Source organism: Pseudomonas sp. NPDC090752, from assembly GCF_055584805.1.
Map to the genome: position 1 here is coordinate 1 of NZ_JBVJLI010000021.1, position 22,170 is coordinate 22,170.

The 22,170-nt window shown below is 57.0% G+C and carries 14 protein-coding genes and 1 pseudogene; 9 read left to right on the forward strand and 6 right to left on the reverse strand.

Features of this window, described 5'->3' with window-relative positions; genetic code table 11:
• The first annotated feature begins 532 nt into the window (after window positions 1–532).
• The 7 genes from ACZ6YA_RS22620 (at window position 533) to ACZ6YA_RS22650 (ending at window position 11,104) form a co-directional block, all read left to right on the forward strand.
• The gene (locus ACZ6YA_RS22620; RefSeq protein WP_465899609.1) at window positions 533–1,930 is read left to right on the forward strand and encodes a YfjI family protein; all 1,398 of its coding nucleotides are present in this window, start codon (window positions 533–535) and stop codon (window positions 1,928–1,930) included.
• Complete coding sequence (locus ACZ6YA_RS22625; RefSeq protein ID WP_465899610.1) at window positions 1,914–2,273, forward strand: hypothetical protein; 360 nt, start codon at window positions 1,914–1,916, stop codon at window positions 2,271–2,273. The genes ACZ6YA_RS22620 and ACZ6YA_RS22625 overlap by 17 nt, the downstream gene beginning before the upstream one ends.
• Entirely contained in the window at window positions 2,251–3,231 is a 981-nt protein-coding gene (locus ACZ6YA_RS22630) for an integrase domain-containing protein (protein WP_465899612.1), read from the forward strand. The genes ACZ6YA_RS22625 and ACZ6YA_RS22630 overlap by 23 nt, the downstream gene beginning before the upstream one ends.
• Window positions 3,228–3,521, forward strand: coding sequence for a hypothetical protein (locus tag ACZ6YA_RS22635; protein ID WP_465899614.1), 294 nt, complete (start codon window positions 3,228–3,230; stop codon window positions 3,519–3,521). The genes ACZ6YA_RS22630 and ACZ6YA_RS22635 overlap by 4 nt, the downstream gene beginning before the upstream one ends.
• 650 nt (window positions 3,522–4,171) lie before the next feature.
• Window positions 4,172–6,769: a type I restriction-modification system subunit M gene (locus tag ACZ6YA_RS22640; RefSeq protein ID WP_465899616.1), complete on the forward strand. Its 2,598-nt coding sequence runs from the start codon at window positions 4,172–4,174 to the stop codon at window positions 6,767–6,769.
• Window positions 6,756–7,913: a restriction endonuclease subunit S gene (locus tag ACZ6YA_RS22645; protein ID WP_465899617.1), complete on the forward strand. Its 1,158-nt coding sequence runs from the start codon at window positions 6,756–6,758 to the stop codon at window positions 7,911–7,913. Before ACZ6YA_RS22640 ends, ACZ6YA_RS22645 begins: the two co-directional genes overlap by 14 nt.
• Before the next feature lie 44 nt (window positions 7,914–7,957).
• Window positions 7,958–11,104, forward strand: a complete 3,147-nt coding sequence (locus tag ACZ6YA_RS22650; RefSeq protein ID WP_465899618.1) for a type I restriction endonuclease subunit R — start codon at window positions 7,958–7,960, stop codon at window positions 11,102–11,104.
• Between the two features lie 829 nt (window positions 11,105–11,933).
• Here the strand turns inward: ACZ6YA_RS22650 and ACZ6YA_RS22655 are convergent.
• The 3 genes from ACZ6YA_RS22655 to ACZ6YA_RS22665 form a co-directional block, all read right to left on the reverse strand.
• Window positions 11,934–14,327: a TonB-dependent siderophore receptor gene (locus tag ACZ6YA_RS22655; RefSeq protein WP_465899620.1), complete on the reverse strand. Its 2,394-nt coding sequence runs from the start codon at window positions 14,325–14,327 to the stop codon at window positions 11,934–11,936.
• Between the two features lie 96 nt (window positions 14,328–14,423).
• Complete coding sequence (locus tag ACZ6YA_RS22660) at window positions 14,424–15,074, reverse strand: hypothetical protein (RefSeq protein WP_465899622.1); 651 nt, start codon at window positions 15,072–15,074, stop codon at window positions 14,424–14,426.
• A 71-nt stretch (window positions 15,075–15,145) separates the two neighbouring features.
• Window positions 15,146–16,702, reverse strand: a complete 1,557-nt coding sequence (locus ACZ6YA_RS22665; RefSeq protein ID WP_465899624.1) for an MFS transporter — start codon at window positions 16,700–16,702, stop codon at window positions 15,146–15,148.
• A gap of 310 nt (window positions 16,703–17,012) precedes the next feature.
• Here ACZ6YA_RS22665 and ACZ6YA_RS22670 point away from each other — a divergent pair, with 310 nt between their 5' ends.
• Window positions 17,013–17,873 (forward strand): LysR family transcriptional regulator, encoded by an 861-nt coding sequence (locus ACZ6YA_RS22670; protein WP_465899626.1) that lies wholly within the window; start codon window positions 17,013–17,015, stop codon window positions 17,871–17,873.
• A 49-nt stretch (window positions 17,874–17,922) separates the two neighbouring features.
• Window positions 17,923–18,189, forward strand: a complete 267-nt coding sequence (locus tag ACZ6YA_RS22675) for an adenylyl-sulfate kinase (RefSeq protein ID WP_465899628.1) — start codon at window positions 17,923–17,925, stop codon at window positions 18,187–18,189.
• 76 nt (window positions 18,190–18,265) lie between these two features.
• On the opposite strand, the pseudogene ACZ6YA_RS22680 reads toward ACZ6YA_RS22675, so the two are convergent.
• The 3 genes and pseudogenes from ACZ6YA_RS22680 to ACZ6YA_RS22690 all read right to left on the reverse strand — a co-directional run.
• Window positions 18,266–18,655, reverse strand: a pseudogene (locus ACZ6YA_RS22680) (efflux RND transporter periplasmic adaptor subunit); the annotation flags it as partial.
• A 213-nt stretch (window positions 18,656–18,868) separates the two neighbouring features.
• The gene (locus ACZ6YA_RS22685; protein WP_465899630.1) at window positions 18,869–20,260 is read right to left on the reverse strand and encodes an amino acid permease; all 1,392 of its coding nucleotides are present in this window, start codon (window positions 20,258–20,260) and stop codon (window positions 18,869–18,871) included.
• Window positions 20,261–20,749: 489 nt separating this feature from the next.
• On the reverse strand, window positions 20,750–22,093 hold the full coding sequence (locus ACZ6YA_RS22690) for an MFS transporter (RefSeq protein ID WP_465899632.1): 1,344 nt from the start codon (window positions 22,091–22,093) through the stop codon (window positions 20,750–20,752).
• Window positions 22,094–22,170: the final 77 nt, after the last annotated feature.

The window sequence follows — 22,170 nt, forward strand, 5'->3', positions numbered from 1 at the left end:
GCTCTACGAGATAGATATGCGTGGCCGTAAGTCGAAGCCTTGAAAGTGTCCACCATGTCCTGGCACAGGTGTCACCCTTGTATTCAGTCCCTACATCCAGAAAAGAGACGGGCGCTCCTACCACTGCTGCAGCCCTCATCGCACAGGGCTTTGCGGCATTTCTCCTCGTGACAATCGGCGTGACAAATGCCGATGTCACCAGCAACAGCGCTGTAGATGATGGTGCCGCAGACCAGGGAATGGATTGCACCTGACTGACAGTCAGGCATGCCCCGGTCATCGCAGTGCTGCTTGCTCCTGGCTCAGGATCTCGCGGCACTGGTCTCGTCAGCCAATGCAGCCTCCACCCGCCCACCGGTAACGGTGTTCAGGAGGCCAGATCATGAGATGCCCTTGCTCCCGGTCGTAAGGAGCCGCCAGTCCCGCGTTAGTGGACACCCTCACAGGTCGCAGGGGCCTTGATCCCTGATAACACTCAGCATTCTTGGCGGGATGACGTGAGGGAGAGATCGGTAATTTATGGAGGACGGCAATGCAACTGCGCGAAGTACAAGGGCCACCACGCCCCTTGTTGGAACAGCGGATTACGCCCTTACCCTACCCGGTCGCGGCGCTGGGCGATCTTTTGGGCCCGGCCGTGGAGCGTATGGCCGATGTGATCGGCGTGCCCTGCGCCATGGCCGCGCAATCTGTTCTGGCCACAGCAGCGCTGGCGAGCCAGGCGCACGCCAATGTTCATCTCGACGGCCGAATCTATCCGTTGTCGCTGTACTTGCTGACGGTGGCTTGCTCGGGCGATCGCAAAAGCGCGGTGGACCATATTGCGCTGCAGGCCGTACGCGACTGGGAAAGACAGCAGTGGATCGCCTATGGCGAACAGCTCAAGGCGCACCGAGCTGCAATGAGCCTCACCGCGAAGTCACCGACCTCGAAAAAGTCAGCACAGCTAGCGCTGGACGCCCAACCTGAACCTGTCCAACCAAGACTGCTCACTGCTGAGCCGACCATTGAGGGCCTGGTCAAAAGTCTGTGCCACGGCTTGCCCAGCATGGGGCTATTCAGCGACGAAGGCGGTCAGTTTTTGGGCGGCAGCACCATGAGCAAGGACAACATGATTAAGGCGATCACTCACTTGTCGACGCTTTGGGACGGTAGCCCTATTGATCGGTCGCGCGCGATGAATGGAGAAAGTCTGCGTGCCTATGATCGCCGCCTCAGCATGCACTTGATGCTTCAACCCCGCCTGGCAGACCGCTTGCTGCAGGACGCTGATATCAAAGACCAAGGCATCCTGGGACGCTGTCTGATCAGTTGGCCGGAGCGTCTGGTTGGACAACGGCTGTACAAAGCCATCGACCTGACCCGAGATCCAAAGGTGCACCTGTACCAGCAGCGCATTGCCGCGCTGATGCAGAAGCCTTGGTCACGGCATACAGATGGTGGCCTCACACCTGCGGTCATAGAGTTGAGCTCCAGCGCCCGTGAAGCATGGATTGCCATTCACGACACCATCGAATGCGAGTCTGGGGAGTTTGGCGAGCTGGTCAACGTCCAAGCTGCTGCGAGCAAAGCCGCCGCGAACGTACTACGCATGGCTGGTGTGATAGCGGTGGTTGAGGAATCGACTGTATTGGAAGACATGCACATTCAGCGCGCCTCCACGCTGATGGATTACTACCTGGCCGAGAACCAACGCCTGACTGAACAGGAACCACTGAATAAGCTTCGCGCAGAGGCTGATTGCCTGCTGCGCTGGTTGATAAAGAAGAACTGGCCACCGTTTCGCCTGCGCGACCTTACGCGCAACGGCCCCCGCTTTGCTCGTAAAAGCACGCGGCACACCTTCGAGTTATTGCTGCAACTGGTTGCCCATAACTGGCTGGACAATGACGGGGACATATTCGAGGTGCGCCATGTTCCGACTCAATGACGCCGTGCGCCGCTATCGAGCGCAACATCGCTCGCCGACCGAGCTACGGTGTGTCGCCGCCACTGCCACCACGTTGTCACCACGTGCCAATCCAGATGCGGCGGGGGTTGTCGCCAGTGTCGCCGCTGTCGCCGCTCCAACATCTGAGTCAATCGACCTCGCTCGGCTCATCGAGCAGTTGCAAGAAGAAGGGGCTTTGCTGCAACGCAGCGAAAATGCCCTCCTCATCCGCCCAGCACACTGGGGACAGTTGGAGACCATCGGCCTCCACTGGAAAGCCTTGCTGCTGCTCTTACAAACCAACGATCAAGGTGAAGACAATGGCGCTGGTCGGACGGCGTGACGGTCGCAACTTTGGCTACGGTCGCCAACTGAGCTACGCCGGTCGGCAGGCACTGGAAGATCTGTTTGCCGGCGGTCATTTCGCCACCGTCAAAGCACACAGCGATCGCTGGCAAGCCTTCGTGTGCTGGTGCCGGTCAGAGGATGGCCCCGGTTACAACGATGCGCGCCAGATTGATAGGCAGACGCTCCAAGGCTACGTCGCATATCTGCGCCAGCAGGTTCAGCAAGGCGAACTGTGCATCGCAACCGCGCAAAACCGCCTGAGCAGCGTTAACCGCACTATTGCTGCACTGCGCGGTGATCAGGACGTGAGAATTGCCAGCCCAAGCCAGGCGTTGGGGCAGCAGCGATCCACAATACGCATCCGTGCGCCGGATGGCCAAGACCAACAACAGGTGCAGCGATTGCTGCAGGCGTTGGTTGAACAAAAGCACGAACGGGTAGCCGCGATTGTCATGTTGGCCCGGACTACCGGAATGCGCCTGCGCGAAGCAATACTGGCGGACCTGCCACGCTTGCACCGCGAAGCCGAGTCCCTTGGTCAGATCAATATCCAGGACGGTACCAAAGGTGGCCGTTCGGGAGCATCCGCACCGCGATGGATCATAGCCAATGAAGCAGTGAAGGCGGCGCTGCAGCTTGCTCTTCTCGCGGCCCCGACTGGCAGCAGCAACTTGCTAGCACGAAACGAAAGCTACGCCGCGTTTCTGCATCAGACCGTGCATCCCACCCGCGAAACGCTGCATAAACAAGAGCTGAAGGGGTTTCATGAACTGCGAGCAGCTTACGCCTGCGAGCGCTACGAACAGTTCACCGGCCACGCTGCACCGGTCAATGGTGGCCACTGCTATCGCATTGATTCCGAACTGGACCGACACGCTCGCCTACAAATCAGCCTTGAGCTCGGACATAACCGGATCGATGTCGTTTCGGCCTACATTGGAGGTCGAGCGTGACCAAACCTTTCGATATGGCGCTACTTCTGAGCGGCGTACTGACTGGATCGAAGGTCACACAGCAACGCCACCTGCGGCAAGCCCAAATCATGCAAGCGGCCATTCAACAGCGATGGCAGCGGGATAATCCCTGGACTTGGCAGCTTAAGCATTTGCGCTGGTTTTTCTCTCAGCACCTGAAAGAGCACTCCGACTCCACCCGGTATTACTATGGACTCACCGCCCTATTGGTCTGGAAACGACTAGGGAGCGATCAGGAAATGCTGATCCAAAAGTGCAGTCGTTCATAGGCAACCTCCGGGCACGCGTGCCTGCCTTCAGCTGTTTCAACATGGAAATTCACTCGCTGATGAACCTGCTCGAAGAACACCGCCCAAATGACAGAAAGCCACCCAACCCAGTTGGTCGTGACAGGCCGAGAGTGACCAAACGCGGACAGTGGCGACTTTTCGGCACAAATCGGACGGCGACGGCCGTGTCGCAGACGTTGGGGGAGGATAGTCAGGCCTTGGTCTGCTCGACCATTTCCTAGGTATCATCGACCTCTAACCCCTAAATCGACCCTATCTCGTAGACACCTCCAAGCCTCATAATGACGCCCGCTATCAGGTGCCATGGGCAATCATGCGCTACCGAAAAATTCAAGATTTAAGAGGTCACTCAAATGCCCGAAAAGTGCGACGTCCTAAAAAAGGTTGCCGCGTGCTTTGCCTACGAGGCCGGCAGAGGTACGCCCTCATCAGTGAGCCGTCGATGGAAGACCTGCTACGACATTTTGCCAGACTATCCATGTGTGTCCCCGTGACTACAGCGCTTGGCTGGCCTAGCCGAAAAGCCAGCTATTTGATCAGCAGGATGGCTCGAAGCGGCAAGCTGGAGCGGCTCAAAAACTGAGCAAACCTACAAATGAAAACTCAAATTCCCTTGAATAGGATTCACAGTGAATAAGCAAAAACTAGCAGCAAAAATCTGGGAATCCGCCAACCAGATGCGTTCGAAAATCGAAGCAAATGAATACAAGGACTACATCCTCGGATTTATCTTCTACAAATATCTTTCGGATAAGCTCGAACGCTTTGCCCATAGCCAGGACTTGAGCATAGAAGATATTCAGAGTCTTTCGGAGGAAGATCAGGAAACGGTCGATTTTTTCAAGCGAAATCTTGGCTATTTCATTGCATATGAGCATCTGTTCTCCACCTGGCTAGAATTAGGTGGCGATTTTCAGGTGTCTAATGTGCGCGATGCACTATCCGCCTTCAACCGTCTGATTCATGCTGATCACAAGCGGCTATTCGACGGCATTTTCAAAACACTGGAAACCGGCCTGAGCAAGCTGGGCGACACGACAGCCAAGCAAACCAAAGCGATTAGCGAGTTGATTCAGCTAATCAAGGACATCCCGATGGATGGCCGCCAGGGCTACGATGTTCTAGGATTCATCTACGAATATTTAATTAGCATGTTTGCCGCCAACGCCGGCAAGAAAGCAGGCGAGTTTTACACACCGCATGAGGTGTCGGTCTTGATGTCGGAGATTATTGCCAACCATGTGAAGGGCAAGGACAAAATCGACATCTACGACTCTACCAGTGGCTCGGGCTCCTTGCTGCTCAACATCGGCAAGTCAATTGCCAAGTACATGGGTAGCGACGCCAATATCAAATACTTCGCCCAAGAGCTGAAAGAAAATACCTACAACTTGACCCGCATGAACCTCATTATGCGCGACATACTTCCATCCAACATCGTTACCCGTAATGGCGACACACTGGAGGACGACTGGCCGTTTTTTGACGACAGCGACCCCACCAACTCCTACAACCCACTCTATCTAGATGCCGTGGTCTCCAACCCACCCTACTCGCAAAAGTGGGATCCAGAGCACAAAGGCAGCGACCCCCGTTACGCTCGTTTTGGCTTGGCCCCTAAATCCAAAGCCGATTATGCCTTTTTGCTGCACGACCTCTACCACCTTAAGCCTGACGGCATCATGGCAATTATCCTGCCGCACGGTGTGTTATTCCGCGGGGGCGAAGACGGTGTCATCCGCAGAAATCTGATCGAAAACGACCACCTCGACACCATCATCGGCCTACCAGCCAACATCTTCTTTGGCACCGGTATCTCCACCATCATCTTGGTGCTCAAGCAAAAACGCACCAATAGCGACGTGCTGGTCGTAGATGCCTCCAAAGGCTTTGTCAAAGAAGGCAAAAGCAACAAACTGCGTGCCTGCGATATCAAGAAAATCAGCGATACCGTGATTGGCCGCCTTACTGTACCGGGCTACAGCCGCGTGGTCAGCAAACAGGAAATTCGAGACAAGGACTACAACCTAAATATCCCGCGATATGTCGACTCCTCCGAACCTGGCGAAAGCTGGGATCTTTATGCAGCCATGTTCGGCGGTATACCGCACAGCGAACTCGAGTCACTCGGCAGGTACTGGCATGCCTTACCCGGCCTGCGCGCGACTCTGTTTGAAGACAACGGCACACCGTACGCAACGCCCAAAGTGGACAACTTACTTCAAGCCATCCACACCCACGCCGAGGTGCAGCAATTTACTAAGCGCTTTACCAAAAACTTTGCTGATTTTCCTACTTATCTCAAAAAACTTTTGATCGAAAAAGTCAACACCCTGCAATTACCCCAGCAGGAGGCTCAAATTGGCAAAGAAATCTTCAACCGCTTAGGCCCACTGCCGCTAATAGATAAATACCAGGCCTACCAATTGCTGGCCGAGCAATGGCAGCAAATTGCGATGGATCTGGAAATCATCCAAACCGAAGGCTTTTCCGCCACCTGCGTGGTGGACCCTAACATCGTCACAAAGAAAAAAGATGGCAAAGACGTAGAAGTGCAAGACGGCTGGAAAGGTCGAATCATGCCCTTCGAGCTGGTACAAGCCACCTTCCTGAGCGCAGAGCTGGCCGACTTACACCAACAGGAAATCCGTCTGGCTGAAATCAGCGGTGCGATAGACGAAACTTTCGACAGCCTCGGTGACGAAGAAAAAAGCAGCGACGCCGTTAACGATTCCGGCGAAAAATTCGTTTCCGCCATCGTTACCAAAGAAGCCAAAGAGTTCAAGGCGGAGCAAGCGAAATCTTCCCCCTTTGCCGCTGACACCTATGAGGCAAAAATCATCCAGGCGGCTAATTTGCTAGCGCAAGAAAAAACACTCAAGACTAATGTCAAAAAACAATCCGAAGCATTGCACATGCTGACCAAATCTACCATCGAAGGCTTGAGCGATGCGCTAGTGCACGACCTGCTGGAACGCAAATGGATCCTTCCACTGCAAGAAGCACTGCAGCGCCTACCGGGCCAGCAGATGGATACCTTGAGCAGCAAGCTGCAAGCCTTGCTGGAAAAATACCGCATCACCTATGCAGACAACGCACTCGCCATCCGACAAAGCGAAGGCGAACTGGCACACATGCTAGGTGAACTGGAAGGTAATGAGTTTGACCTCAAAGGCTTAAGCGAACTGAAAACCTTGCTGATGGGTTATAATCATGAGCAGGAGTGAAGAAAGCAAGGTGCCGCGGGTTCGGTTCAGTGACTACGTTGAAGACTGGAAAGAAAAAACGGTCGGTGCCATTCTTTCCGAAGTTAAACGCAGCATTGTATTAGAAGACAATAAAGAATACGAATTAATCACAGTAAAACGTCGCAATGAGGGAATTGTTTCACGCGGCCATTTACTTGGCCGAAACATTTTGGTAAAGAACTATTCTCAGCTTAAAACTGGGGACTTTGTTATTTCCAAACGTCAGGTCGTGCATGGTGCAACAGGAATTGTGCCCATACACTTAAATAATGCAATTGCCTCCAACGAATACCTTGTTGCAACGGATAGCAACGATATATCCACGGAATTCCTAACAATATTATCCAGCCTACCAGGAATGAGACGAAAATTCTTCCTGAGCTCATACGGCGTGGATATCGAAAAACTATTCTTTGACGTCGCCGACTGGAAAAAACAAACCCTAACAATTCCGGATAAGACCGAGCAAGAGAAAATATCCCTATACTTCAAAGAGATGGACCAACTGATTCAGCTTATTCAGCACAAGTACGTTAAGCTGTTGACACTTAAACAGGCAATGCTGCAAAAAATGTTCCCGCGCGACGGCACCACTACGCCGGAAATTCGTTTTAAAGAATTCAAGGGGAAGTGGACTGAGCAACAAATGAAAAGCATCGTAGAAGTATGCTCTGGGCGAGATTACAAACATCTGCACCCTGGAAACATACCGGTATTTGGAACTGGTGGATACATGCTAAGCGTCGATAAAGCGCTATCATACGACAAGGATGCTATTGGGATCGGCCGAAAAGGAACGATAGACAAACCGTACTTGTTGAGATGCCCATTTTGGACTGTTGACACCCTATTTTATGCCTACCCTAAGAAAGATCACAATTTAGATTTCGTACACAGCATTTTCCAGAAAATTGACTGGAAAAAGTACGATGAATCAACTGGCGTGCCCAGCTTATCTAAAACGGCAATTAATGAAATTTACACTTATGTTCCAGGCCCCGAGGAGCAAAAGAAGATAGGACTCTACTTCAGCCGAGTTGACGATCTAATTTCCCGCCAAGCCACACAGCTGGAAAAACTAAAGCAAGTCAAAGCCGCCTGCCTTAGGGCAATGTTTGTTTAACTACTACAAGCCCTCCATGGAAAAACAGAACAAGGAATATCCGCATGAGCACCTTTGCTAAAGAAACCGACTTTGAAAAGGCCGTAACTCACGAGCTAAGCCAGCGCGGCTGGGAGTCAGAGGTGATCAAAAACCCGAGCGAGCAAGACTTGCTGGCCAACTGGGCGCGGATTTTGTTCGAGAACAATCGCGGCATTGACCGGCTGAACAATGTAGCTCTGACTGATGGCGAAATGCAGCAAATCATGGAGCAGATTAGCGCGCTTCGCACGCCGCTGAAACTGAACGGGCTAATTAACGGCAAAACCGTCGCCATCGTGCGCGATAATCCTGACGATATGCTGCACTTTGGCAAAGAAATCAGCCTGAAAATTTACGACCGGCACGAGATCGCTGCCGGGCAAAGCCGTTACCAGATTGTGCAGCAGCCTCGTTTTGCGCGCGGCTCGCCACTGCTGAACGACCGGCGCGGCGATATCTTACTGCTAATAAATGGCATGCCACTGATCCACTTGGAACTAAAGCGAAGCGGTGTACCGGTCAGCCAAGCCTATGGCCAAATACAGAAATATGCCCGCGAAGGAATGTTTACAGGGTTATTATCGCTGGTGCAGGTGTTTGTGGCGATGGAGCCGGAAGAGGCACTCTACTTTGCCAACCCGGGACCAGATGGCAGCTTTAACAAGGATTATGCCTTCCACTGGGCAGACTTTAACAACGAGCCGATCAACCATTGGAAGTCGTTCATCTCGGCCTTGCTATCCATCCCTATGGCGCACCAGCTGATTGGTTTTTACACCGTGGCAGATGAGTCTGACGGTGTGTTGAAAGTGATGCGTAGCTACCAGTACTACGCCGCACATTCCATTTCCGATAAGGTAGCCAAAACCGACTGGAAAAATCCCGATCGACTGGGCGGTTTTATCTGGCATACAACCGGCGCGGGCAAAACCATGACCAGCTTCAAGACCGCCCAGCTGATTGCCAATGCCAAGGATGCAGACAAGGTAGTGTTTCTGCTCGACCGCATCGAACTGGGCACCCAAACGCTGCTGGCTTACCGCGATTTTGCCGGCGATGGCACCGCGGTTCAGGCTACTGAAGATTCCGCCGTATTGGTAAGTACGCTGAAAAGCAACGACCCGGCCGCTACGCTGATTGTGACCTCCATCCAGAAAATGAGCCGCCTTAAAGAGGAAGAAGATGGCCTGAAAGCACATGATTTGGAAAAAATCCGCGCCAAGCGTATTGTGTTCATCATTGACGAATGCCACCGGTCAACCTTTGGCGATATGCTGATCGATATCAAGAAGAGTTTTAAAGGCGCGGTACTGTTTGGCTTTAGCGGCACCCCGATTCATAAGGAAAACACGCGTAAAAACAACACCACCGCCGATGTGTTTGGCAACGAATTACACCGCTACAGCATTGCAGATGGTATCCGCGATAAGAATGTGTTGGGTTTTGACCCTTATCAGGTCAAAACTTATCGCGATCGCGATCTACGCCAAGCAGTGGCGCTGGAAAAGGCCAAAGCGAAATCCGTGGCTGAGGCCTTGGCAAACCCGAGAAAGAAAGCTGTTTTCAACCGCTATATAAGCGATGTACCCATGGCAGGCTTTCGGGATAAAGCTGGTATTTACAAAAGAGGGATTGAAGATTACTTGCCCAACAGCCAGTATAGCCGAGATAAACACCGGCAAGCAGTTGTGCAGGACATTGCAGATAACTGGCTGACGCTAAGCCAAAACGGAAAATTCCACTCGATCTTTGCTACCCACAGCATCCGCGAGGCCGTTACTTATTACAGGCTGTGTAAAGCACAATGCCCGCAGTTGAAAATCACTTCGCTGTTTGACCCAAATATTGACAACGATGATGACGGTGCGGATGATCAAACTTTCAAAACTAACGGCCTAGTGGAGATCCTGGAGGATTACAACTCGGCCTATGGGCAAAGCTTTGACCTTGCCAGCCATGCGCGCTTCAAGAAAGACATTGCGTCAAGATTGGCGCATAAAAGACCCTACACTCGTATAGAGACAACCCCCGATCAGCAGCTAGACGTGTTGATCGTGGTAGACCAAATGCTGACGGGTTATGACTCCAAGTGGGTCAACACGCTGTATCTGGACAAGGTGTTGCGGTACGAAAACATCATCCAAGCTTTCTCTCGCACCAACCGCCTGTTTGGACCAGACAAACCGTTTGGAACAATACGCTACTACCGCAAGCCGCACACTATGCAGCGAAATGTGAATGACGCAGTAAAACTGTATTCCGGCGATAAGCCAATGGGCCTATTTGCCGATAAGCTGCCCGGAAATGTGTCGCGCCTGAACGCTTGCTTTGCCGAGATCCGCGCCATTTTTTCGGCAGCAGGGATTGTAGACTTCAGAACACTCCCCGAAGACCCAACTGAGCGAGCTACATTTGCTAAGCATTTTCAGACTTTCAGCGGCATTCTTGAGGCTGCTCGAATCCAGGGCTTCACTTGGGATAAAGCCGAGTTTCTGCATGAGGGGGCCTGCAACGTAATGCTCGAGGTGAGTCAGCAGCAATATTTCACGCTGCTACAGCGTTACAAAGAACTGGGAAGCAACGGCGGTGGTGGCGGAGGCGAAGAAGTGCCGTTTGAAATTGACAGCCACATATCAGAAATTGATACCGGAAAGATCGACGCCGACTATATGAATTCGCGTTTTGCAAAATACCTGAAGGTCTTGCAAAGCGACAATTCAGAAGCACGAGAATCCACTTTAATCGAGTTGCAACGCTCGTTCGCATCTCTCTCGCAAGAGGAACAGAGGTTTGCCGAGATATTTCTGCGCGACATTCAACGTGGTGATGTGGTAATTGATCCCACTCGAATCTTCCGCGACTATCTTACCGACTACCAAGCACAAGCAAAGGATCGAGAGATCGAAACAATTGTTAACCACTTAGGTGTAGACATTGTGAAACTTAATGCTTTAATGAACACCAGAATGACTGAAGCCAACCTAAACGAATACGGCCGCTTCGATGCACTACTGGGTTCAATCGACAAACAAAAAGCCAAAGCTTACTTCACGACACTAGAGGGACAAAACATCCCTGCATTCAAAGTAAATATTAAGTCAGCTGACCTGCTACGCAACTTCATCATTCAGGGTGGATTTGAGCTCGATTCGCCCAGTAAAAAGGTATGATTGGCAGCGGGAACGAGTCGCCAGTGATTGTAAAGCCCATCCATACCTGAAAGCGACCACCCGCCCCATAATAAATTATTAAGAATTTTTCCGCTTCTGGTGAAATCTACTGGTCAAATTGTGAATGGTACCTCCGCATGTGCTGACGAATGCAAGATAGGTGCATCTGAGACTCGAGAGCTTACTGTCGAGAAGTGTCGCGGCGACTCAAGTCTCAGCCCCTGCAAAAAATTGTGTATACGGCCACCACGATTCCAGATCGCCGCAGGCTGCTCGCACACTCAACTGACAGCGCCGATGCTCGTTCTAGTGCGCTCGTTTGGTCGCAATTGAGCGCGGCTCACCGCTCCAGAGCCCTCTAGGGAGCAGGTCACACCTCACGGATGGACACCACTGTTGCCGTTCGACAGTGAACTTATCGTCAGCTCACTGATCCTCGCCATCTACGACTGCTACAAAGAAACGAATGGCAAAGAGCTTGATTCCCTCGTACTTGCGAGACACTCACTTACTGCTTTTGGCCATTTTCTGCTTTTCATAACCGACATCTATGGGCTGGTCACAGCCAACCATGGTCACGAAATATGCTGGTCAGGTCGAATGCAAACTGGTGGTCAAGTGGAGTTAAGTATTCCAATTGGTATTCCAACTAAAAACAAAAATAAACATAAGTGCTATAAATCAATATCTTACTAAACGAATTCAAATTACCCCGGCCCACCAAATCCGAAAAAAAGAAGACGCCCTCGGGCGTCTTCTTTTGTGCCTGCAATCTACGCCATCTCACGCAATGCCCACCGTGCAGCGGGCATCACGATCAATCCAAGCCCTACCAGCTATAACTCACCTTAGCCGTAACCTCCCGCCCCGGGTTGTAGTAGTTAGCCGTCCCCGACCCCACCACATGCTGCTCATCAAACAAATTACTCACATTCAGCGCCAGGTCAGTCCCCTTGGCAATCCGATAATTCAGCGCCGCATCGAACAACGTAGTCCCATCACTCTTCTTGGTATTCGCCGCATCCATGTAGTAGGCCCCCACATACCGCGCCCCCAGCCCAACGCTCACGTCAGTCCCCGGCACGTCGTAGTAGCTCCACAACGAAGCCGTGTGCTTCGGCGCCGTCGTAAACTCATTCCCCTTGAGCGAAGCGCCACTGCGCAACGTCCCGCGCACCACCTCGGACTCCATGTAGGAATACGCCCCGATCAGGCTGATCTCCTGAGTCAGCTGCGCTTTAGCTTCCAGATCGAGACCCCGCACGCGCGACTCACCCACGGTCTGTTGCTCAATGATCCCACTCGGCAACACCACGGCGATGGTGACGTTCTCCTGGGTCAGGTCATACACCGCTGCCGAGAACAGTGCGTCCATGCCCATGGGCGAGTACTTCACGCCCACTTCGTACTGCTTGCCAGTCTGCGGTGTCACGCCAACCTGTGGCGGCGAAACCGACTCGACCATGCTCACATAGGTCGACACTTCATCGTTGACGATGTAGGTCAGTGCCGCGCGGTAGGAGGTTTCGGAGAAGTTGTCTTTCTCAGTCCGCGCAGCGCCGATGTATTCCTTGCTGGACAGGTCCATCGAGTCGTTACGCACGCCGGCGGTGGCGATCACGCGGTCGTAGAACGACAGGTTCTGCTGCAGGAAAACGGCCTTGGTGGTGGCGTCGTTCTTTTTGCGGGTGTAGGGCGTCGCGCCGCCTGGCACGCCGGTGAATACCGGGTTGGCGATGTCGATGGAGGGCGCCAGTCCGTAGACGGAGCTTTGTGTAGTGCTGGAATCCAGGTACTCCACACCCACCAGCGTGCTGCTGTCAATGTGCTCGAACTGGGCATCGTATTGCAGCATCAGGTTGCCGTTGAGCTGATCGGCGTCGCTGTCGGTCCCGAAGATGTAGCGTGGGATGGTGGTGCCGACGCGCGTCGGGCTGTCGCTCAAGTAGGCGTAGCCGAAATCGTCGGTCAGTTCGCTGTAACGCAGGTTGCTGCGCAGCACGAAGCCGTTGTCGAAGTCGTGGGTGATGTTGCCGCTGAGGCTGGTGCGTTCGACGTCGTGGAAGTTGTAGCTGGGCTCGCCGAAGAAGTCGCTGCGGTCGTATTCCTTGTCCAGCGGGTAACCGCCGCTGTTGGGGGAGCTGTTGGTCTTCAGGTAGTCGAGCACCATGGTGGCGGAGGTGTAGTCCGTTGGTGCCCAGGTCAGGCCGCCCATGATGAAGCGGTTGTCGTCCTGGGAGTGGTCGTACTCGCGGTCGCTGTTCTGCATCTTGGCGGTGAAGCGGCCGGCCAGGGTTTGCTCGTCGTTCAGGGCGTCGCCTACGTCGATGCCGGTCTCGGCGTGGTCGTAGGAGCCGTAGGTGACGTAGCCTTGGCCGAACTTTTCGAAGCGCGGTTGCTTGGTCACGAAGTTCACCGAGCCGCCTGGGTCAGCCGGGCCGAACAGGGTGGAGTTGGCGCCGCGCAGGATTTCGATGCGCTCGTAGGCGTACGGGTCTTCGCGCACGCCGCGCATGGAGCTGAGGGTCAGGCCGTCGCGGTAGGTGGTGGCCTGGAAGCCGCGGATCAGGAAGTAATCGTTGCGGTCGTCGGAGCCGTAGTAGTCGCTGACCACGCCGGGGGTGTATTGCAGGGCTTCTTCGGTGGTGCTGACGCTGCGCTGTTCCATTTCCTTGCGGGTCACCACAGACACCGACGCTGGGGTGTTGAGGATGCTGGTCGCGACCTTGCCGCCTACCCACAGCTCTTTGGCGACGACCGAGTTGATGTCATCGTCGGCGCTGGCCTTGACCTTGGCGTTGATGATGACCGGTGCCAGGCGATAGTCCTCGGTCGCACCCAGTTCGAGCGGGCCGGTAGACGTTGGCTGGGGGATCACCAGGTAGGCATTCGGGCCTTGCGGCTCAAGCTGCAGCTCGGTGCCCTGCAACAGCGACGACAGTGCAGCCGATGTCTCCATCGCGCCGTGTACGCCTTGGGTGGTGCGGTTGGCTACCTGCTGTGCATCGAAGGACAGGCTGACCCCCGCCTCGCGCGCAAAGCGGTCCAGCGCGGGCGCCAGCGGGCCGGCTGGGATGTTCCACTGCTTGAGCGGGTTGCTGCGATCCGCGGCCAGGGGTTGGGCAAGCGATGGCAAGGCGTAGCCGCTGACCATCAAACCAAAAATCGCAGCGTGCAGGGCACGATTCAAAGGATGGCGCGGTGAAACCGGGGTAGAACTCATTCTCTCGCTCCGTGGAGGGTGTCGGCGGACTGGCCTGTATTCCGGCCTTTTCTACAGGTCGAACGAGAATGAGAAAGCCCCTCATTTTTTTTCAGGTCATCGTGCGGTGCCGGCGTGTACATCAATGACCTGGCGCGGAAGCGATCGATTCAGCGTAACTTTGCTAGTGGCCAGATCCAGCATTTGAGGTTGTGAGTAGATCATCCAGCGCGTGCCGGTATAGTAGAGAAAATTAAAACCATTCGGCGCAGGGAGCGTACCGGTATCCCGTCCATAATCTTCGAACACCAGGCGAGACAGTATGGGTTTACCCAATTTTCTTATAGAGGCATTGACCCGCTCCTCGTGCGGGTGTTGATTGTGATACACCCTGATCATGTCGGACTTACCTGGCGTCTCCGTAATGATCAAAGCACACCCATTCATTGCTGCCGTGAACATGAAATCGTAGGCTGGATTGTGTATTGGAATGTCGACATACCCCGGCATCTGCATGCCCTGTATGAAGGGGCACCAGTAAGCATTGATAGGCATATCGCCATGTGTCACATTGCCAACGGGCGTTAAAATCACCTCATTGGCACTATCCACTTTCACCAGGTCAAATGAGCCTGCCTTTATGATATCCAGTGCGTGAGGCCGTGAATCGGCAAGGGCCCTCTTTTGAAAGTAGTAAACACTGTTTATTGCCATGCTGCCGATGTAGTTGACTGGATTGGTTTTGAATAAAATATTATGCCCGTCCACGGTAAAACCTCATCATGAATGCCCTATAGGTAAACCCTGATAAAACACTCAAGTGGACTGTTAAATTCCCATCAAGTTGAATTTCTACAGGGTCTTTGAGCGCTTTCATTCACCGAGTGGTTCTGCTGCAGGAGCGGCCGTCCCAGCAGCACCCCAACCACCGCCGCAAAGACCAGTGCCACAATGCCCGCCACCAGCAACACCGCCTCGAAGCCCCCGGCAAACGCGTCCCGCGCCAAGGGCGCAACCGCCTCACGTAGCCCCGGATCGAGCAACGACAGCGCGGCCTGCAAGTCACCGGCAGCCACACGCGTGGCCATCGCACCAACCTTGTCCAGGTGGTCCGGCGCCAACCCGGCCATGGCTTCACGCAACAAATGTCCGCTGCGCGCCGCAAGCACTCCGCCCAGCACACCAATCGCAATCACGATCGCCCCAAACCGCGTGGTCGTGCTCAACCCAGAAGCCATCCCGGTCCGCTCCCGCGGCACGCACGCCATGATGTTCTTCTGCGTATCGCCATTCAGCAGCCCGGCCCCCGCGCCCAGCACAACACTGGCCCAAGCGAAGGCGAGGTAACCGCCCTGCCCGACCGACCAGGCACAGAGCAGATTCCCCAACCCAACCAACACCAACCCCAAGGCAAACACTTGCGCCGGGCTCCAGTGCGCGGCCAGGCGGATACCCACGCGGGGCATCAGCAACATCGCCACGGCGAACGGCAACATCCCCGCCCCGGCCGCCAGCGCCGGCAGTTGCAAACCGTTTTGCAGGTACAGCGGCAGCAAGGTCATCATCACCTGCGCGCAGGCGGCATAGGCGAACATGCCCAGCAGCGCACCGATGAAACGCCCGCTGCGCATCAGGCGCAGGTCGATCATTGGTCGTGGCTGGCTGCGTTCGACCATGATGAAGAGGCTGAAGAGGAAGGCGCTGATCAGCAGTCGGCCGAGGGTATCGACGCTGGTCCAGCCGACCTGGTTGGCATCGATCATCGCCCAGATCAGGCAGCCCAGGCTGCCGGCGAAGGTCAGGCTGCCCAGGGGGTCGAGCCGGGCGGCGGCGCTGTCGCGGGATTCTTCGATGCTGCGCAGCACCATCAGGGCGAGCACGGCCACCAGCGGCAGGTTGATGTAGAAGATCCAGCGCCAGCCAAGGGTGCTGGCGATCAAACCGCCGAGTAGCGGCGCGAAGGTGATGGTCGCGCCCATGCAGGCGCCCCAGAAGGCCCACGCGCGCATGCGCGCTTGAGGCTCGTGGAAGCGGTGGCCGATGGCGGCCAGGGCTGAGGTCAGCAGCAGCGCGGCGCCGATGCCTTTGGCGGCTCGGGCCAAGTCGAGGAACAGCAGGCTCGGAGCGGCGCCGCAGGCCAGCGAGGCGGCGCCGAATACGGCCAAGCCAAGGAGCAGCATGCGACGACGGCCGAAGCGGTCGGCCAGGCTGCCGGCGGGCAGCAGGCAGGCAGCGAAGGCCAGCAGGTAGGCGCTGACCACCCATTCGATGTCGGCGAACGAGCCGGACAGATCGCGGGCGATGCTGGGCAGGCTGACGGCGACGATGTTGGTGTCGAGGATGATCAGGGCGCAGACCAGGGAGGCGGTCAGTAAGGTGTAGCGCGCAGAGGGCATGGTGAGGCTCCGGGAAGCATGGGCGGGTTACGTTAGGGTGCGCGTATGCCTGGTAAATCGCTGCGGACCGCTTTGCGGTCCATCGCAGGCAAGCCAGCTCCCACAGGTACAGCGGTGCTTCAAGGAGCGGCGCAATCCCTGTAGGAGCTGGCTTGCCTGCGATGGGCTGCAAAGCGGCCCCCGGACAATCTCACAGTCAGTCTTTGCCGCCGCAGCGCCAGCCTTGTAGTGTTGGTCCCACAATAACGCCGCTGGCACCCCACCTTGTTAGCATCAGCGGCCTGCGTCATTAGCTTGCAGGTAATACCGCATGGAAATCCGCCACTTCCGCTACTTCCTCTGCGTCGCCCGCCACGGCCATTTCACCCGGGCCGCCGAGCAGTTGGGTATCGCCCCGCCGACCCTCAGCCGGCAGATCCAGGACATGGAGCGCGAGCTGGGCGTGCGTTTGTTCGAGCGCAGCCAGCGCGAGGTGAACCTCACGGCGGCCGGCCAGGCGTTGCTGATCGAGGCGGAGCAGGCGGTGCGCCAGTTCGATGCGGCGCAGCGGGGGGCGCAGCGGGCCGGACGTGGCGAAAGCGGCACCCTTGAGCTGGGCTATGTGGCGTCTGCGGCGTACTCGGGCGTGCTGCAGCGCCAGGTCACCGGCTTCAGCGACGCGCACCCGGGGGTGCGGCTGAGCATCCGTGAGCTGCCCATGGCCGAGTTGCCGGGCATGGTCCGTGATGGGCTGCTCGACCTCGCCTATGTGCGCTCGCCCATGGAGATCCCCGAAGCGCTCGAAGCCATCGCCCTGCAGCAGGAAAACTTCGTCCTCGCCCTGCCCGCCAGCTCACGGATCAATGAGCTGGCGCAGATCCCTGCCGCGCGGCTGGCCGGGGAAACGTTCATTCTTCCGGAGCAGATTTCCGGCACGCTGGAGGTCGCTGCGCAGGGCGGCTTCGTGCCGCTGCTGGGGCCGCAGCCGGGTAGCCTGGTGGCGGTGATCACCCTGGTGTCGCTGGGCCAGGGCATCGCCGTGGTGCCCGAATCGGTGGTACGGCGCATCAGCTTGCCGCAGGTCAATTACCGGCCGCTTGCCGACTGCCAGGCCAGTTCCTGGCTAAGCCTGGTGCATCGGCGTTTCGAAAAGGCGCCGGCCGTGCTGCGTTACCTCGAAAGCGTGCGCTGAGCGCACTACACTCGGCGTTTCGGCCTGGAGGGTTGGACGTGCACAACGCATGAAGCGAAGGCGACGACACGGCGCGGTAGTCTGGCTGACCGGGCTTTCCGGGGCGGGCAAGTCGTCCCTGGCCACGGCCCTGGCGCTGCGCCTGCAGCGGTTGGGGCATGCCTGTTATGTGCTCGATGGCGATGCACTGCGCGACGGCCTGAACGCTGACTTGGGTTTCTCCCCCACCGACCGTCACGAAAACATCCGCCGCACCGGCGAGGTGGCAGCGCTGTTCGCCGACGCTGGGCTGGCCTCGATCAGCGAGCGCTGGTAGTTCAGCGCCTGGATCTGCTCGCCGAGGCGCTGGCTGTTGTCGCGGGCCTGCTCGACGCGCACCATCAGGGCGTCGATCTGGTTGAGCAGGCGCTCGGCTCGAACTGGCCGACCGATTTGAGCGCGGCCAATTGGCGGTTGTGGTTGAGTGCCTCGCGGCTGGCGCGCACCGCCGCCTGGGCGGCATTGAGCTGGGCCTGGTAGGCCGAGCAGTCGAAGCGTGCCAGGGTGCTGCCCTTCTTGAAATCCTCACCGTCGGCATAGGGCATCTCGACGATACGCCCGGCCAGTTCACTGGCCAGTACCGCCTGGTCGCGGGCGCGCAATACGCCGCGGGCGTTGTGCTCGGTGCCGGCCTGGCCCGCTGTCGGGGCGTCCAGCAACGGGTCGCCTGTCGCTTCACTGGCCAGCGCCAGCGGCAGGTGCAACACACTCAAGATCAGAGCCAGTCGAATCCTACGACACATCTTGCACACTCCCTTGCGAGCTGATGTGGCCGGAGTGTACGAAAAAAGTGATGGCACGGATATATCACGCTGATGAAGCCCACGACCGCCTTGAGATGACTGGAGGGATGGTGTGATTGAGAGTTCACGGTAATTGTCTCACCAGTGGTGAGACCTTTAAGCAAAGGGCACCCTTTCTCAGGTGCCCTCGCCTTTGCTACCCAGTAAACCCAATCACCCCAACGACCGCGCCCCCGCCACCTGCGCATGCCCACGCGAGGTGACAATCCCAAGGAAGGAAATCACGATCGCCAACCCCAGCGTCGCACTCACTTCCGCGCGATGCTCAGGCGTATACATCATCACCGCCAGCGCCCCGGCAATGAACAGGATCACCGCCCAGGTCAGCCACGGGAACAACCACATGCGGAACTTGAGCTCGGCATTCTCGCGCTCCAGACGACGGCGCATGCGCAACTGCGAGATGGCGATGACCAGGTACACCAGCAGCGCGATGGCGCCGGAGCTGGCCAGCAGAAACTCGAACACACCCTTGGGCGCAAAGTAGTTGAGGATGGCGATGGCTGCACCGATCAGGGTGCTGCCGAACACGGCGGCGCATGGCACGCCGACCTTGCTGGTCTTGTTGAGGAAGGCCGGGGCGTCGCCGCGCTTGGCCAGTGAATACATCATCCGCGAGGCGATGTAGATCGACGAGTTCATGCAGCTGGTCACCGCCACCAGCACCACCAGGTCGACCATGAAACCCGCATTGGGGATGTTCATGATTTCCAGCGCGCGCTGATACGAACCTACCACCGCCAGCTGCGGATCGTTCCACGGCACGATCGAGATGATCACGAAGATCGACAGGATGTAGAAGGTGCTGATGCGCCAGATCACCGAGCGCGTGGCCTTGGCGATGTTGCGCGACGGGTCGCTGGACTCCGAGGCGGCGATGGTCACCGCCTCTGTGCCGATGAAACTGAACATCACGGTGATGAAGGCACCGATCACCGCAGACCAGCCTTTCGGCGCGAAGCCGCCGTACTCGGCGATCAGCCCGTTCAGGCCGCTGACTTCGCGGTTCGGCAACCAGCCCATCAGCGCGGCGAAGCCCAAGCCGATGAAGCCAAGGATTGCCGTGACCTTGAGAATCGCGAACCAGAACTCGAACTCACCGTATTTGGCCACGCTGAACAGGTTGGTGCAGGCCAGCAGCAGCACTGAGGCCAGGGCGAAGATCCAGCTGTCCACCTGCGGGAACCAGGCGTTGAGCACATGCCCGGCGGCCAGTGCTTCGATCGGGATCACCAGCACCCAGAACCACCAGTACAGCCAGCCGATGGTGTAGCCAGCCCAGCGGCCGATGGCCTGGTCGGCATAGGTGGAAAACGAGCCGGTATCAGGGTGGGCCACGGCCATTTCGCCGAGCATGCGCATGACCAGCACCACCAGGGTGCCGGCGACGAAATACGAAATGATGGTGGCTGGCCCGGCCGCCGCGATGGCGTGCCCGGAGCCGACGAAAAGTCCGGCACCGATGATGCCCGCGATGGACAGCATCGTTACATGACGTGGCTTGAAACCTTGCGCAAGGTTGCCATCAGATCCCACGGTGTTCATTGATGTTGTTCTCTTTTTGCTGACACAAGGAAGGACGGGCAGGCGTAGGCGAAAATATCTCCTTTGAAATCAATAGGTCGACACCTTGTTTGTGCGCTGTTGTTAATGTTTGTCACGCGTCACAGTACAGGGAGCCAATGCGGTTCGGGGTTCATTTAAGCCTCGTGAGGCTGTGGGAAATTACACGAGAACGCCTCGGAACTGTTCGATCACGACAGCGCTTTTCCAGAAACGCCAGATGTCGTGAATGGCATATCCAAACGCGCCTGCTGGCCGTTTGGAGGTTTCGTTTTTCATCCGGATGTGCGCTGTACGGGCCGGCCTCTTCGCGGGCAAGCCCGCTCCCACAGGTACTGCACTGCTCTCAGGGGCAGTGGTATACCTGTGGGAGAGGGCTTGCCCGCGAAAGGGCCGGCACTGTCAAAAGCGATTTCCAGCGCCCACAAAAAAGCCCCGGTCTCCCGGGGCCTCTGTTGCCAAGGCGTCTGCCTACGCCTGCCCGGTACGCTCGAAGCGCCGGGCCAGCAACAGGTAAGCGAGGATCCCCAGCACGCCATGGGCGGCCACGAACCAGAGTGCGTTGTGGAACGAGCCGGTGCTGGCTACTACGTAGCCGATCACCAGCGGGGTGATGATGCCGGCGACGTTGCCGATGCCGTTGAACACGCCACCGCACAGGCCGACCATTTTCTTCGGCGCCACATCTGACAGCACCGCCCAGCCCACCGCCGCCAGGCCCTTGCCGAAGAAGGCCAAGGTCATCATGGCGATCACTGCCGCGTTGCTGTCGACGTAGTTGGCCAGCACCAGTGTGGTGGACAACGCCATGCCGATCACGAAGGGGGTCTTGCGCGCCCTGGACGGGTGCACGCCACGGCGGATCAACCAGTCGGAGACGAAGCCGCCGAGGATGCCGCCGGTGAAGCCGCAGATGGCCGGCAGCGCGGCTACCCAGCCGGCTTCCATGATGGTCATGCCACGGCCCTTGATCAGGTAGATCGGGAACCAGGTAATGAAGAAGTAGGTGAGCGCGGTGATGCAGTACTGGCCCAGGTACACCGCCCACAGGTTGCGACTGGTGAACAACTGCGCGATTTCGGCGCGGGTGGGCTTGCTCTTGGCCGTCTTGCGTTCCTGTTCCAGGTCGACCAACGCGCCGCCTTCGCGCATGTAGTCGAGCTCTTCGCGGCTCAGCCCCGGTGCGCTGTGCGGTTCGTGGTAAAGGCGGAACCACACCACGCTGAGCAGCAAGCCGAGCACGCCCATCCAGATGAACACTTGCTCCCAGCTCAGGGTGTGGGTCATCCACGCCATCAGCGGCGCGAACACCACCACCGCCATGTACTGCGCCGAATTGAACAGCGCCGAAGCAGTGCCGCGCTCGCGGGTCGGGAACCAGCAGCTGACGATGCGTGAGTTGGCCGGGAACGCCGGCGATTCCACTAGGCCGAGCATGAAGCGCATGGAAAACAGCGCCACCGCGGCCGACACGCCGGCCAGGCCCATCCAGCCCACCGTGCCCTGCAGCAGGGTGAACAGCGACCAGAGAATCAGGCTGATGCCATACACCCGGCGCGCGCCGAAGCGATCCAGCAGCCAGCCACCGGGTACTTGGCCGAGGGCATAGGCCCAGGCGAACGCGGAGAAGATCATGCCGAGCATGACCGGGTCCAGGCCGAGGTCGGCGAGCACCTGGGTGCCAGTGATCGACAGGGTGGCGCGGTCGGCGTAGTTGATGACCGTGATGACGAAAATCAGCGCCAGGATCATGAAGCGATGGCGGCCGATCCCGGCCACGGCCTGCGGAGCGGCGACGGCGGATTTGCTGTTCATGTGGACCCTCTTTGCTCCTCATGGGGAGCGATTGTTTTTGTGCAGAGAAGGTGTGGCCGTGGGGCCTAGTGTTGCTG